Annotated in this window: 3 protein-coding genes; all 3 read right to left on the bottom strand. The window is 37.6% G+C overall.

Annotation, left to right across the window (positions count from 1 at the left end; translation table 11 throughout):
- Nucleotides 1-46: 46 nt before the first annotated feature.
- Complete coding sequence (locus ABD077_RS03535; RefSeq protein WP_343910555.1) at nt 47-625, bottom strand: hypothetical protein; 579 nt, start codon at nt 623-625, stop codon at nt 47-49.
- A gap of 385 nt (nt 626-1,010) precedes the next feature.
- Nucleotides 1,011-1,988: a PorP/SprF family type IX secretion system membrane protein gene (locus ABD077_RS03530; RefSeq protein WP_343910553.1), complete on the bottom strand. Its 978-nt coding sequence runs from the start codon at nt 1,986-1,988 to the stop codon at nt 1,011-1,013.
- A 5-nt stretch (nt 1,989-1,993) separates the two neighbouring features.
- Entirely contained in the window at nt 1,994-16,933 is a 14,940-nt protein-coding gene (locus ABD077_RS03525) for a T9SS type B sorting domain-containing protein (protein ID WP_343910551.1), read from the bottom strand.
- Nucleotides 16,934-16,952: the final 19 nt, after the last annotated feature.

The following is a 16,952-nucleotide window of genomic DNA, read 5'->3' as shown; positions in this document are numbered from 1 at the left end:
CAAATTTTCATAGGTGATTAAATAATTAGGTGTTAGAGAAAACTTTTCATTGGTTTATAACTCTTCCGAAATCATCAAAAGTTAATTCTGTCATGGATTCATAAAAAACGCTAATATTATTTGAATTAGGAAGTATAGTTCTATTCCTTAGCGTTCCTGTTCTCACTCTTCCTTCTTGACCCGTAGCAAAAATTACTCTCTGACCACCCTTAAACCAAATATCATATTTTGGTCCCGATCTACTTAGTCTTGTATCTTCTAACAATACGCCTTCTTTTAAGCTAGCATTAGCATCTCCCTCAAATACAACAATAGTGTTAGCTTTGAACCACATAAAAATATTCGATCCTGATGCTCTTAACCAAGTGTTATTTAATAGTGTTCCTTTTTTAACTTTACCATTAGCATCTAATTCGACAGTCGTTCCTCCTTTAAACCAATAACTAAAAACAGAATTAGACGCTTGTAACTTGGAATCTTGGGGCAAAACTGTTTGCATTAATTTATTTTCGAGTTCCAAAATATTTAACTCCTCATTATGTGCTCTCTCTTCTATTTCACAACTATACATACAAAACAGAGAAACTAATAGAATTCCAACATTTCTTAAAGATTTAATTTTCATGATTCTTCGGGTTTTAAGATTATTATATTAAGATATCTCAACACAAATACCGGAAAATTCCCCAAAATATTCCAAAAAGAACTTTAAAAAATGTTTAATTACATTCTTCTAAAATCATCATTAAAAAAATCTTTATTAGAATCTGATCTTTAATATTTTAAAACAACTATTAATATTTTGAATTTTAGTATCATATCCCTTAAAATAACCTTACAGCTTTCCTATATTAATTTTCTATTATGATTAAACTCTCGACCAAGTAGTTATAATAAAATTTTTTAAGATTTTTAAGATCCATCGCTATCCTAAAACAGGAACCTTAATCTTTTAAAAAATAAAAAAGCACCTTAAACGGTGCTTTTTTATTTTTTAAAATTATATTCTTCTAGTATGTACAACCACACTTACTTTGTCTACATCCAAAGTCAATTCCTAATGTAATCATATGTGATCCTGCTGCATTACTTGCATCAAAAACTTCATTAACATTTACCTGATACCCGTATGCTACATAAAAATTAGCTTTTTTGATCCCAATCATTGGTGACACTGATAAAGGTTTGAAATCTTGATCTACCAGTGATCGTAAACTAACTCCTGCCCAATAGTAATCACCTCTATGCAGCTTTCTAACCTTTAGGTTTAAATCCGCCGTACTTCTACCATCACCAGCAAAACTTTGATATAGTATTGTAGGTTCCACTTCTATATCACTAAAGCGATCATAAAAAGTATATCCAGAATACACATAATAATTCTGAATACTTGAAGGCTCTGTTGGGTTAAAATCATCTATTTGCTTTTGTAATAGATTTACTGCATTCGCACTTAAGAAAAACCTACCTAATCTATACAAAACACCTATATCAAAATTAGAATTGTTCACCGTTACATTTGGTAATACTTCACTTGGTGGTAAATTTGGATCACCGTCATTAAACTGAGATGTATCAATTCCAAATTGGGTAAACTTATAACTAATACCAAAAGACAAATACTGATTGGTATACTCATTTAATGTTAAATGGTGTGCAAATGACAACTGAATACCCTTTTGCGAGGTTGCACCATTTCTATCATTAAATAGAATAGCTCCGACACCTGATCTATCTGATATTCGGCCATCTATAGATAAGGACTGCGTTCCTGGGGCATCCGCAATATCAACCCATTGTTCAAACCCAGATGCTCTTACCTGCCAACAATCACCTATACCTGCATACGCGCTTGATATTAAATAAGGGTTATCTGCAATATATTGATTCTGAACAGGCGCAAAAAACTCCTGACCGTAGCTCTTATTTGCAATTATAACTACCATCAGAACGATAGCTATCTTTATATGTCTTGTGTACGTTCTCATGTTTATTATCTATATAAAGTAAAGTGACCTGTAAATTCTCTGTTATCGACGTCATTTAGAATAATGGTAAACCAATAATCTCCTGACGGCAATTCTTTTCCTTGATAAACTCCTTCCCATCCGTTGTTTGGTCCTTGGTCTCCAATAAATTCGGCTAATAATCTACCGTATCTATCAAAAACTCTAACTTCCATGTCATCAAAGAAGAATGGGTCTCTAAATGGATCCTGTCTAGGGTACCAAGCATCATTAGTTCCATCTCCATCTGGGGTAAAGTAATTAGGAATAATAATGTTAATAAACTCTAATCTCTGAACTCCTATTGCCTCACACGCTAAATTATCAACAACACGTATAGCGTAATCTGCAGTTTCATCAATAGAGAAAATATTATCATCTAATTCTCGATAATCTGCATCTGTAAGGTCGTTTACAGTAAGACCCTCTGGAATAATTGCTAAGAAGAATGTATAATCTCCACTTCCTCCTGTAACGGTAATTTCATATTCGTTTGGATCTTGAGGATTATTTGTCATCTGAGCAACTGGCGTAGATAACGGAACATATTCTTCTATTGTTATTGTACCTAGATCAAACACACAATTTGTAGGTGTATACGTCATTGTACCTTGATATTGACCTGGTTGTACAATAAATGTTGGATCTAAACTATCACCCGGACTAACTCCTCCATCTAAAGAAACTAGATTGTAAATAATGTCAGTATTCACCGAATTATCTCCTAAAATAACATCTATATAATATACCGGTGGCTGATTAATACTACCATCTGTATTTACTATAGGACAATCCAATCTTGGGCTCATCACTCCATTAAGGATTGCACCTTCCGGAATATCAACTGGAAGCGTTACAGGACAATTGTTTGCATCACGTACATAAATTGTTGTGATACCTCCTGGTAAATCCATAAAGGTAAATACTCCTTCTACAAAATCATTGTTATTTGTAAGACTTGTAGAATAAGGTGGTGTACCTCCTGTTACTTCTATGGTAACCGCTCCATCATTAGCGTCTGCACATGTCTCTGGAGTGATTGCTCCAACAATATTAGCCATTAATTGAGTAGGCTCTCCAATAGTAACATCATATACCTGACCACATCCATTAGAATCCTGAGCAAATACCTGATACATACCTGGTGCTAGATCCGTAAATGTATGCTGTCCATCTACAGCTCCATCAGATTCATCATTAAAGAACTGACCTGGATCAGTACTTATAGCGAATGAATATGAAGGCGTTCCTCCAGCTGCAAAAACAGTTATCGAACCATTATCCTCTCCGAAACAAACAACATCTATAACCTGTGGAGGAATATTCTCAAACTCCGCAGGGTTAATGATATCAAAATTCTCTTGAGCAACACAGTTTCTATCACTTCTTACCACATATGTATAATTACCAGGTGGTAAATCAGTGAATTCACTATCAATCTGTGGACCCCAGGTCTGACCAGTTGTATTATTTGTTAATTCAAATATGTAGTCTCCAATTCCGCCAGTAACAGTTGCGTCAATCACACCAGTAGACTCATTGAAACAGTTAATGTTTGCAGCAGTTGTGTCTAATGTAATAGCTATTTGATTAATAGGAATTACAGGTACTGGTGATGATAATTGTGATCTACATCCGTTCACATCTTCTACAAAGAATTGATATTCTCCTTCTACAAGACCAATAAATACTCCTGATCCACCGTTAGAAACCTCATTACCGTCCTGATCAACATAATAATACTCGGAAATAGCAACATCACTAGTACCACTTATCGTTACATCGACAGTATTAATATCACAGGTAACTTCTGTCACACTATCTATACTAACCGTAACTTCATTAGGCTCATTTATAATCGCTGTAGTGGATGCAGTACAGTTTAAGTTGTCTGAAACTGTAATTGTATATGTTCCTGCTCCTAGGTTATTAAATACATTAATAGACTGTGGTCCACTCGTAGTAACACCATCAGGGAATGTTAACGTATATAAATATGTTCCCGGTCCTTGACCTCCACTAGCTACTACAGTAATACTTCCGTCTGTATCTTCAAAACAAGTTACACTACTATCTGCTATTGGATCTACTATAATAGCATTTGGTGATTGAATTGTAAACTGTTCATCATCTGTACATCCTTGGCTATCTTCAGCTGTTACTGTGTAAAGACCTGCAGTTAGATTCTCAAACAATCCAGTAGTATTAGATACTCCTCCTGGCGTTAATGTATAAGTAACAGTCCCTTGCGCTCCAGTAACTGAAGCTTGGAAAGATCCATCACCTCCAGGCATACATGATTCTACCGTATTGATCGGAGATATTGCGGTAACAATTGGTGCCGCTGGTCCCATAATTGCTATTGCGTTAGACCTTTCAATACATAATGGATCTGCGGTCTCGGTAATCTCTACAATATATACTCCTTGAGGTAATGTAACTGGCAATACATAAGGATCTGGATCAGTTGTTGTATCTCCTGTTCCGGTAAATGCCGTTGGGTTTCCATTCTCATCAAGAATTGTAAAGTTATATGGTCCGGAATATCCGGTAATTGAAATGTTAATTGTACCATCTGCATCTCCAAAACATGACTCAGGAGTTTCTTGCGCAGCTATTACTTCAATAAAATCAAATTCATCTAATTCATGCGTTACTGTAATTGTACACATAGTTATTTGATCTGTGATTCTGAAGGTATATATACCTAATGTTCTTGGTAGTGTAAAGTTTGCAGTAAATGTTCCCGCTGGGGTATCTACAGGTGCAGGTGGATTAATCACCGCTCCAGTATTATCAACCAATTCGAACAAGAAGTCCCCTGAACCTCCAACAACAGTTACAGCAACCTCTTCATCAACCGCACAAGTAATATCCGTAACAATTGCCACAGAAGGATTTGTCATAATCGGGAAAGGATTCACCGTTTCTGTAATCGTAGGATTTGGTGCTGTACTACAACCATTAAAGTCCGTTACCGTTATAAAGTAATCTCCTTCTTCATCTGCAGTAATTTCGAACTGTACTCCATCTGCAGGGTTTCCATTAGCATCTGCTACATCTACAGCTGTAACTGTATTACCTGATGGTGTAACATAAGTAACAGAATAAGGTGGTGTTCCGTTTTCAATAGTTACTGTAATCACAGGGAATATCTCGCTATTATCCGCTGCACAACCATAAGTACTCTGTGTAATAACTGCTGTTACTTGACTTGCATTTGCAACGTTAACTGTTGCTTGACCCGCACAAGATCTATCAGAGGTAACCACTGCCACATAATCTCCTACCGGCACATCTGTAAATATAGGATCGTCTATTTGATCGGTTCCTATTTGTTGAGCTAAATCAGGATTTCCTGTACCATCATCAACATATAACTGATAAGTATAAGGAGCATCTTCAGGAATTGGATTCGTTAATGTGATAGTAACTATCCCATCCGTAGCACCCACACAAGATACGGCATCTCCCACAGCTGTAATAATAGGATCCACCGGTACCGGTAATTCAGGTACATCAACAATTATGGTACAAGGAACTGAAGGAGAAACTCCAGGTATATTAATATCTGTAATTTCTACTACATAATCACCAGCCGCCACAGGAGTAAATATAATGTTACCAACTTGTGGTCCTAATACAATCGCATTCGTAGCTTCATCTCTTAAAGTAAATGTAAAGTTACCTGGGTTTGTAGCAAAATCAGAACCTCCTGATACTGTTACTGTAATTTCACCATTATTTGTTGTTCTACATTCAGGATCTCCTGTAAAGTCCGCTGAAGCAATCAACTCTGGTAAAATAGTAATCGATTCTGTATTTGTCGGACAGTTATTCTCATCATAAGCAGTAACCTGATACGTTCCTGGTGTAGAGACTGTAAACAAATGAGAATTTAATCCATTGTTTGCATCTACTATGGTACCTCCATCTAACTGGAACCTTAAAGCACCTGTTCCTGGTGGTGCAGGCACATTACTTGTTGCTGTTGCAGTGATCACATAGCTACCGTCATGAGTACATACATCATCCACCGTTAATGGATTCAATGTTGGATCATCTGTTCTTTCCACCAATACATCAATTGATGCAGGATTAGATGTACAACTGTTATCATCAACCACAGAAATTCTATAGGTTGTTCCAGTAGTTGGTGCTGCAGGAAGTAAGAATTCTCCAGTACTATTCGTAGCTGTAAATGTTCCTCCAAAAGGTACATCGGTTGCAGTAAATGTGTAAGGAGAAGTTCCTCCATTTGCCTCTACAACAACTCTTCCATCACTATTACAATTAGCATTTGTATTAGAAACCAAGCTTAATAATACTTCTGTAGGCTGGTTAATAGTAACAACATTTGAATCATCATCACAGCTAGAAGCTGGGTCCACTATAGTTACCTGAATATTACCAGCTTCGAGACCAGTAATCGTAATTGGGTTTTGTACTGTTGTATCAGCTCCTATAGGCCCAGTAACAGTACCTGTTGTAGTATTTGTTACTGTATAATTATAAGGACCTGTATGCCCTGTCACTGTTAGTTCAATATTTCCAGTAGCATCTCCAAAACATAAGATATCTGGAGTAACTACAGCGATATTTGCTTCTATAGTATCATATGGCAATACTTCATAAGGTGCCGTTTCAATAGAACAACCTGTTCCTGTATCTGTAACTCTAAAGATATAATTACCAACTCCAGGAAGGAAGAATGATGCGCTAGTGGTAGTAGCACCTCCTGATGCAACTCCTAATTGAGAAGGAACTGCTCCATTAATTTCAACAAAATCATAAGGTCCTGTTCCTCCAGTTACCGTAACGGTAACTTCTTCGGTATTAGTAGCACAATCAATTGGTGTTACCTGATTAACAACTGCATCCGTCATTACTGGGAATGGAGCTATTGGGAATGGCGCTAATACATTCGGACAATCATTCGTATCAAAGATTGTGAATGTGTAATTACCTGCTTCATTTGCTATAATCTGAATACCTGCTGTTCCTGAATCTGTATCTAATGTTGCAGGATCTACAGGACCCACCACATTTCCAGATGGATCTGTATATGAAATAGTATATGGTGAATTACCACCACTAAAGTTATCTACTGTAATTACAGGTAAGTTAATATCAGCCCCAGTACATCCATATGGAGACTCTAAAGTAACACTAGCTGTAGCAAGTGTAGGTTGATCGATTATATAATCTTCTGTATCTATACATATAACATCTAGTGCTCCATTTGGTTTAGTAACCGTTACTTGCACTGTATACGTACCAATACCTAAACCTGAGAATACTGGGCTAGTCTGCGATGGTCTTGTAACTGGACCTGCTATAATTTCATATTCATATGTTACTGCTGGATCAGAATCCGTAGAACCAGCTGTTAACGCTGCAGTAATTACTCCATCCGTATCACCAATACAAGTAACAAAAGTTGTTTCTGGAACTAATACCGGAGGTGTAGGTGCGTCGATACTTACTGGTGCTGAGAATGAACAGAAAGGAGCTGTTCCTCTTCCATCATCCGTAGCAACAACAATATAATCACCTGGTGCTACACCTGTATAAATTCCTGTTACATCTCCAGTAGTATTTCCTGTCGGCGTTCCTGTTCCATCTTGTAATACATATGTTAATGTACCTTGTACAACTCCAGAAACTAATGTAGTGGTAATAACACCATTTGAGTTCTCACAATCTGGTGCAGTAGTAAATGCTGCACTAATCACTAATTCATCATATACTGTAACACTTGTACTTGCAGAACAACCCGACTCATCTGTAACTGTAATTGTATAGGTTCCTGGTGTAGACACTATAAACTCATGGTTATTGTTATCAATACTACCTGTAACAGCAGTACCTCCATCTATTTGATACAATAATGTTCCTAAACCTGTTCCATCTACATCAATTACATTACTATTATCGTATGCACAATCATCAATAAAACTAGCAACTACCGTTGGTAATGGGTTTACCACCACAGTAACATCTACTGGGCCAAAACTACATCCGTTAAGATCAGCTACCCAAATGTCAAAGTCACCGGCAACATTACCTAGATCAATTACATTGCTATTTAATGGATATGTTCCTGGGTCACCTGCTCCATCTGCTACTACTGCGTATGTATATCCATCTGCTGTCGGAGGAATGGCAAAAGGTGTTCCTCCATCTGTATCCATAATTACTTGTGCGTTTGTTCCACAGCTATTAGCAGCAGTAAGGTTGGTAGCTACAGAAGTTAAAGGATCTGGAATGTCAATCACAAAATCTTGTCTGTTTGGACATAAAGTTCCATTATCTTCCCTAATTACCAGGTAATAATTTCCTGGAGGGAAGTTAGAAATTGTCACTGGAAGAGCCGCAGGACTTACAACTGCTGAAGTTCCTGAAAAGGCTGCTCCTAATGAAACATTTGTGAATTGATTAAATACCTCCCAAGAAACCTGCGTAACTGTAGCATCGTACCCTGAAATCTCAAAACTAATTTGTCCATCATCTAAAGCAGGTGTCTCATTACAAGTTACATCAGTAGCTACAAAATTATCAATATTTGGAGCGGATGGCGGTGCTTCTGGTGCAACCAATTCCTGATACAAACAATTGGTAGCATTATCCCTAACCTCGAAGATATATGTTCTATTAAAATCTAATCCTGTATATCTATGGTTTCTTATCGGTGTATTTGCATCCACCGCTGTTGGTCCAGTCACAAGATCATTTAAAGGAACAAAATCTCCTAAACCTGGTGACGGCTCTCCTACAATACGAATATCAAACCCTGGTGGTGGATTTGCTGGTGGATTTATACCAGAACCTCCAACAATTTCTATGTCAAATGTAACTCCACCTGGACATGTTGCCGAAGGAGTAATTACCTGATCTAAATCATTTATAGGTGAGAAAATATCAAATGGTCCAATAGGGTCTGGATTAGAAACACAACCGTTTGCATCTTCTACAAAAATAAAGTATTGACCAAAATCTAGTCCATCAAAACTAACTGATGTACCAGTATTAACTGGATTTGGTGTAGAAACATCAGTAGGTGCGGGTACTAAAGGCCTAACAGATACATTACTTGCCTCAACCAGTGTATAAGTGTAAGTTCCTGTTCCTCCTGATATTACTAAATCTATAGAACCTAAATCTGTTACTATTACAGATCCACCACAAGTAACAGGTGTTTCCACTCTGCTTACTTCCACTATCTCATCTGGAGCGGCAATTTCTACTGTTCCAGGATATAAACACCCTCTACTGCTTCTTACGGTAAAGTTATAAGTATTCTCTGCTAAATTAGGGAAGGTTATTTGCGTACCTGTAATTGCCACGAACGTTCCTGTATTGCCGAAATCAATTTCATAAGGGGTTTCCGTTCCTGTAACCGTTATCACAGCTGTTCCTGTATCTCCAAAACAATCTACATTTACCGTTGGTGCAGTAATTGTCGGAGCTACTGGATCTGTTACTGTAAAAGGAGACGTTGTAAAAGAACATCCTCTATCATCAGTAACTCTGAAAACGTATGTTCCAGCTCCTGAAGTAGCCACATAATTAGCAAATGGCGCTGTTCCATTTGTAATATGATCAACAAATGCTCCTCCGTTGAATGATACAGCAATATCATATGGTGTGTATCCTCCATTTACCACGAATGAGAAAGAAGCATCCACTGGATTACCTGAGGCATCACAAGTTATATCAGCAACTTGAGTAACATCTAAGCTTACAGCTTCTTCTATAGTCTCTGTAAGTGTAACAGGACATCCATTACTATCAGTAATTGTAATTGTATATGTACCCGCTTGCGTTAATGCAGGTGTTGTAGTAAACGTAGTTAATGCTCCTACATTGGTATCGGGTATTACTATTGTTCCTCCAAGTGAAACATTATAAATGTAATCTGGTGTTCCAGAATTTGTTCCATCTATATTTATGGTAAAACTCACCGCGCCGTCATCTAAACAGAAATCTGAACCAGCATCTATCGTGGCGGCAATTTGTGGTAATTGATTAATATCTAAATTCTGAGGTGCAGATACACAAGAATTACTATCTGTAACTATAATTTCATATCCTGTTCCGTTAGGAACATTAAGATAAGGATCTGTAACTGGTCGGCTTGGGCCTACTGGAGTTCCTCCAGAATCATTAAGCACCCAAGTATAACCAACTCCACTACCACCCATTACATTACTAATGGTTACTGTATTTGTATTTGTAACACAATCTTGATCAATAGGATCAATTGTAAAGGTGATAACGTCAGGCTCTCCAATGATCACCTGCGCAGTATCTGTACAGTTAGTCCTTTCGTCGGTAACTAAAATGTCATAAGTTCCAGCCGCTAAAATATCACCTGTAAGGATAGTTGCAGTATTCTGACCCGTAGCTTGTGCTACAATTGTTCCTCCAAGAGAAACTTCATATGCATAAGTTTCTGTAACTAAATCAATTCCTGAAACAGTAAAAGACAATTCTCCATTACTTTGTCCATTACACAAAGGCTCATTTACAATAGTAGCATTAACTGCTATAAAATCAACTGTAGGTACAGTAAATGTTTCTGTATATACACAACCATCAACATCCGTTCTTGCTAAGAATGTATAGGTAGTTCCCGAAGTAAGGCCAGTAAACACATTTGAAGCTTGAGGCCCTACAGTTATAGGAGCTGTAATTTCATATTCTACAGTACTTGTTCCATTTAAAGTAGGAGTAATAGTAACATCTCCCGTAAGTGCTGGACATTGTACTTGTGTTACTGCAAAAGATAAATCAGTAACCTGTACTAATGGATCTATTGTAACTGGTGCTAAGGTAACTGGACATGATACCGTAGCAGCATCTCTTACCTGAATTGTATAAATACCATCTGTTAAACCTGTAAATACATTGGATGCCTGCCAGTTTATTCCATCGATACTATATTCATAAGGTGGTGTTCCTGTAGTTGGTACTACCACTGTGATTTCTCCTAACTGAGGTGTCGTACTCGATCCAGCCACATCACAACGATACTCTTGCGTTTCGCTAGCAGTAGTTGAGATTGGTGTGGGCGCAGTTATTTGAATGTTTGTAAGATCTAAGGTACAAGCAGGAGTTGCTCCTGAACCATCAGTTACTACTACCGTGTGTGTACCCACTGCAACATTATTAAAGGTTACAGAAGTATCACTAGTAGGGCCAATCGTTGTAGTACCATCTAACACATAAGTAAATGGTCCTTCACCTGCTGTTGTTGTAATCGTAATTGATCCTCCATCTGCAGGACAATCTGGATTCGTAACTGAAGGTGTAGCCGCTAATGCTTCGTAAGCAGTAACTGTAACTGGATTAGAAAATGCTGTACATCCTAAATCGTCAATTACCTGTACCAAATAAATACCAGGTGTTCCTATTGTGTGAACAGATGTAATATTAGCCTGTGATAAAACAGGAGGTGTTCCTTGAACATATAAGTCATATTGAGTATATGTTCCACTTCCGTCTGCTGCTGTAAATGATATTTCAGCATCACCATTACAGTCGATATCTTTATCTAGAACTGCTGTAATTGTAAGTTCAGGATTTATTGTGAAATTTTCTGTATTCGTAATACATTGTGTGTTCGTATTTCTAACAAATACTGTATAATTTCCAGGGGTCAATCCTGTTATTTCGAATGTATAAGGTGGTGTTGTTAACGTAATCGCTACCGGAGTTTCTGGTCCTGTACCTCTATCCAAAATATATTCAAATGGACCAAGAGGAGGATCAATTCCTGGAGTTATTGTAATTATTTGACTTGCCTGATCCGTTCCATCATAACATACATCTCCTCCAGCTGTTAATGCTATAGTAGGTGAAGCAAATGTTCCAATAGTCTCTGTATTACTAATCTCACAAGCTGTAGCAGGATTACTACCATCTCTAACAAAAATAGTATATGTATCAGCTGCTAAACCTGTAAAAGTATTGTTAGTGTTTGGATAATCAACAATTACCGTTCCTCCACTATTTACCAATCTATATTGATAATTTCCTCTACCACCATTAGCCGTAACAGTAATTGTACCTGTATTGGCTCCACAATTTGTATCCGTTGCTGCCGTAGTAAAAGTAAGTGGTGTTGCAGGTTCGGTTACATCTACAGTTGCCGTATCTGAACAGTTTAATGGAGAACCTGATCCACCTGGATTGGTATCCGTAACAGTTATTGTGTAATTTCCAGCAGCTAGTCCGGTTACACTTACAGGACTCGTAGTAATTCCGTTTCCTGAATCTACAACTGCTCCACTAGATGTTAATGTCACAACATAATCAAAAGAAGTACTATTCGTAACCGTAAAAGATAAAGCTCCATTACTATCTCCGACACAAACAACAGGTGTTGTTTCCACAGCATTAGTAATCTCTATTGGATCTATAACATCTACTCTATAATCATCACTAAATGTACATTGATCATCACTTCTTCTTGCAGTAACCGTATACGTAATTCCTTGTGTTATTGTATAGGTATTAGTTGTTAAAAAACCTGTATTTCCAGTTGCCGCCGCTCCTGTTGCAGGATCGGGAGACACATCATACTCATATACAACTCCTGCCGCAATATCCGCTGCAGATAATGCAGGTTGAGCTTCAAAGGTAACTTCTGAGCTTTGACTATTACAATCTCCATCACCTGGAGTAAACGTAATTGATGTAATTGGAACCAATGCGGGAACATCTACTGGAAAAGGAACTGCACAATCTGCTGAACCTTGATTTCTTATATACACTGTATAAGATCCATCGGTACTTACAGGAATCGTAAAAGGAGTGGTAGTAACATTGGTAAAAGTAACATTATCCAAACTCCATTCATATGTTCCTGATCCTCCTGCAATATTATCAACTTCTATCAATGCATCTTCACTTCCGACAATACAGCTTAATGGTCTGTCTAAAGTTACGTCAGCTGTAATTCCAGCAGGTGAAGTAATTGCAAAAATAGATTCCCTTACCGGACATATAGTTGGTTCCGGTGCTGGGAAAGTACAATTCGGATTATTTATGGTTGGTGTTGTGTTTGCATGTGAAACTGCAATTGCATAAGAATTACCATCTGGTATGCCCGTAAAAGTAATCGTTTGACTTCCTGTGGATGCTATTTCATTTACTAATGTCCATAAAGTAATATCCCAAGTAGTTTGATCTGCATTCCCACAGTTAGGGTCACCTGCACAATCCCAAAGTTGATATGTATATAATCTACCTGCTACTGTCGGTGAAACATCTACCTGAATTTGACCAGTGTCTCCTGGACAAGCGGGCTGAGTAACAGTAACATTATCGATTACTATAGGTTCATACGGTGTAATATTGTCAATGCTTGCTGATATGATACAAGCAGCCGTTCCACCAGGAATATTTTGATCACTTACTCTAAAAGTATACGTAGCAGATGGATCAGCAGGAGAAGGTATTTCAAAAATATTACAAGCAACGAAATTTCCATCTCCATTATCAAATAAATAATTCCCTGAACCATTTAATACGTTTACTTGTACCAATGCTCCACTATCACAAGTTTCAGGAGCTAATAATACCACCTCTGCATCAAAAGCTGGGGCCGGATTGATGGTAACTGTTGCGTCAAAAATACATTCTGGTGTTGGTCTGTTTGAAATTACCTCAACAGTATAAGTTCCAGGAGGTAAATTATTCTGTGTATAATTACCATTATTGGCGCTACTATTAGGAACTATTATTGGATCTGCAGCTCCTAACGCAGGACTAGAAATGGTATATTGATACTCTGGTATACCACCGGTAACGCTGATATTAATTCTACCAACACCTGTACCATTATCATTATTTACACAACTAGGATCAACTCCAGTTACACTAAAAGTTGGATCTATAGAAGGTACATTTATCGTCTCTGAATACTCACATCCAGGGAATGTAGTATCGATTGCATATACAGTTACATCACCAGCAGTAGATATTGGAAAAACTCCTGTAGTATTTGTATATGGGCCTCCAGGAGTTAAACTGAATGCAAAGTTTGTAGGTACATTAACCACACTAACACTACCATCATTACCACACTCTATAGGATTCATAGTTAAATCCGGTTGGTAATCATTTTTAAACACACTGAAGTAGAAAGGAATGATACATCCTCCATCGAATTCTGCTAAGATTCTGTAGTCTCCTGCTTCCGAAACAGTATAATTTGGTGTATCACCGCCTGTTACTTCTACCCAATTGGCATCCGTACAGTTACCATCTAACAAAGAACATGGATCATTTGGATCTAATACACAAGACCCTGATGGAGTTAGTCTCTGCCATGAAATATCATCTAAAGTAGATGGATCAAAATTAGTTTCTAATAATTGTGTTTGATCACCACATAATAGAATTTGTGGAATCGGTATACCACTACAATCTTCTGTTACAATAGTAGTTCCATTTACATAATCTAAAACTGGGTTTGTAATATCTCTAAAAGCAGTTACTGTAAATTCTTCTGTAAGCGACATACAACTAGGGTCAACCCCATCTGTATCTTCCTTAAGCACAGTATATACTCCTGTTTGTGGATTTGGAACCTGGTAAAAATTAACATTTGTTACCACAGGCGTTGTAATCCCAGGTCCAGACCATGTGTACTGATTATAACCTGTACCTGCGACTAATAATAAGTCATCATCACAAAAAGTAACATCTAACTGACATGCTGGTATATTAACAAGTATGTTCGAAGCTTCATTTTGTTGATCACCACAGACTCCCACCTGAGAACTACTTGTAGTACTTCCCATGGTTCCTGATTGCGCTCCAGTGTACGTTGCTGTTGCAGAGTTCGTAATTACATCAGAACATGCATCTCTAAGTTCCTCACAACTGCTAACCAACTGTGCTCTAAATCTTATAAAAATTGGGGCATCTCCATCTCCAACAGGAGCATCGTTAGGTGTTTCTACCAGATCTGCTGGAATATTAAATTGTAAAACCCCTGGTGATATCTCCGTATACGTAACTCCTGGAGGTAAAGTAGCATCGACTACTCCTAATAAATTAGTATTTGCAGGAAGAACATCTGTAATTGTAACTGTTCCATCTACAAAATCTTCATTACCTATATTTTCAATTTCTAAATCATAGAATATCTCATCACCTAACTCTACATTTCCACCTGTTATCTCGGTAGATCCATCTAACTCAAAGACTCTTTTAATGATCCGTAATTCTGGTTCGATAATAGTTACGGAAAATGCATTGAAAAACACACTATATCGATCCCGATCTGTAAATAGCTCAAATGTGGCCGATGTTTGGCCGTTATCTACTAAATCTTTGGAATCATTTGGTAATTCGAATAAATCTGCATCAAACCCCTGTGTATTCTGAGAATTCGGTGTTCTATTTGTTGTATAAACACCATCTACAGATATGGATCCATTAAAGAAGTTATTTGTTGGATTTGCTGTAGCAGCTCCTTGTCCTAACGCAGTGGTAGTTCCTGCAGTATTCACGATTCTTAATTCATCCCCCCCTAAACTCGTATCTCCTTCTAGTGAAGCTGTACCAAATCGTACACTAACAGGCTCATTGATTCCAGTAGGCGTGGTAAATCCACTATACGAAAAACGTAAGGGATCCTGACCACTAAAAATCTGAACAAAACCATCGTCTGTACTAATGAATTTAGCCGTTTCCTGTTGATCTTCATAAAACGCTACTAAGAACCATCCTCCACAAGCTCCATCACCTCCACTGGTAAAACCTTGCGTAGCATTCATATTTGCAACTGTATACGTACCAAATGGATTGTCTGGATCTAATAAGGCTGTTACATCTGCATAACATACATATGGCACCTCATCATTGGCAACATCTCCTAATGGATTTGTAGGTGTATTACGATATCCATCAAACACGACGCTACTAGCGGTTACATCTACATAAGAACCGCCTGGCACCTTAAATTTTATATCTCTAAAATCAGCAGGACCCTGTTTTCTCGGATCCGTAAGAGGAAGGTTAGAAAGCCAATCATTACCACCACTTGATGACAAGGTTGCTAATACGACATTGGTTTGTGCTTGTAATAAAGGTATTAAATCACCTCCCGTGAAATTTGCATTATTGATATCATCATTTCCGATAGAAACTGATGGAATATTAATCGCTGGTCCGTTCCCTGTCATTCTTGGCAACAACCCACCATCGTTTACTATTACAACTCCAACAGCTCCTGCACTCTCAGCATTTACTACTTTTTCTCGTAAGGAACAGCTACCACCATCTCTTATAACTGCAATATTACCAGCTAACTCAGTGGCGTTAGTAATACCACAACCATTCACTGGTTGTGCTACCACCAAATATGAAGTTACTGGATCATATTCTATATCCGAATTATCATTATCAAACTCTGAGTTTCTAGCCGTATACATTTCTGCTAAAGGGCCATTATTAATGATAAAAGCTGTTCCAGTAGCTGAATTAGAAGATATTTCATTATCCGTAAAATTAACAGGAGTATCTACTCTGGCCATATAATAATTCGCAGACCAATATAACCCAGCATACACCAATCGGCTACAATCTTCTCTTGGCACTGTTAAACCTGCTTCACTAGAACTAAAGGTAGTTGGATCATTATCCACATCTATAAAAGCTGTGACATAATCACCATTATTCTGCGTTCCGTTGTAATTTCTGTTAGGATTTGTAAAAACAGTACCTCCCGAGTCTTCTATAACACCGACAATATCATTACCGGCCATTACCATGTTACCCCTAAGGTTATTAAACTGGGCTCGTGGTATAGTATCAAAAGCAACGGATACTTGCGCGTTCATCTTGCTTATGGTACTAATAATAATCACCGCTATTATTAGTACAGCTTTTTTGGGTAATAGTGTTTTCATAAGCTGCTTTGTTTGAGTT

The organism is Aquimarina litoralis, from assembly GCF_039523995.1.
GTDB lineage: Bacteria > Bacteroidota > Bacteroidia > Flavobacteriales > Flavobacteriaceae > Aquimarina > Aquimarina litoralis.
This window is presented reverse-complemented; position numbering and strand designations above follow the sequence as displayed.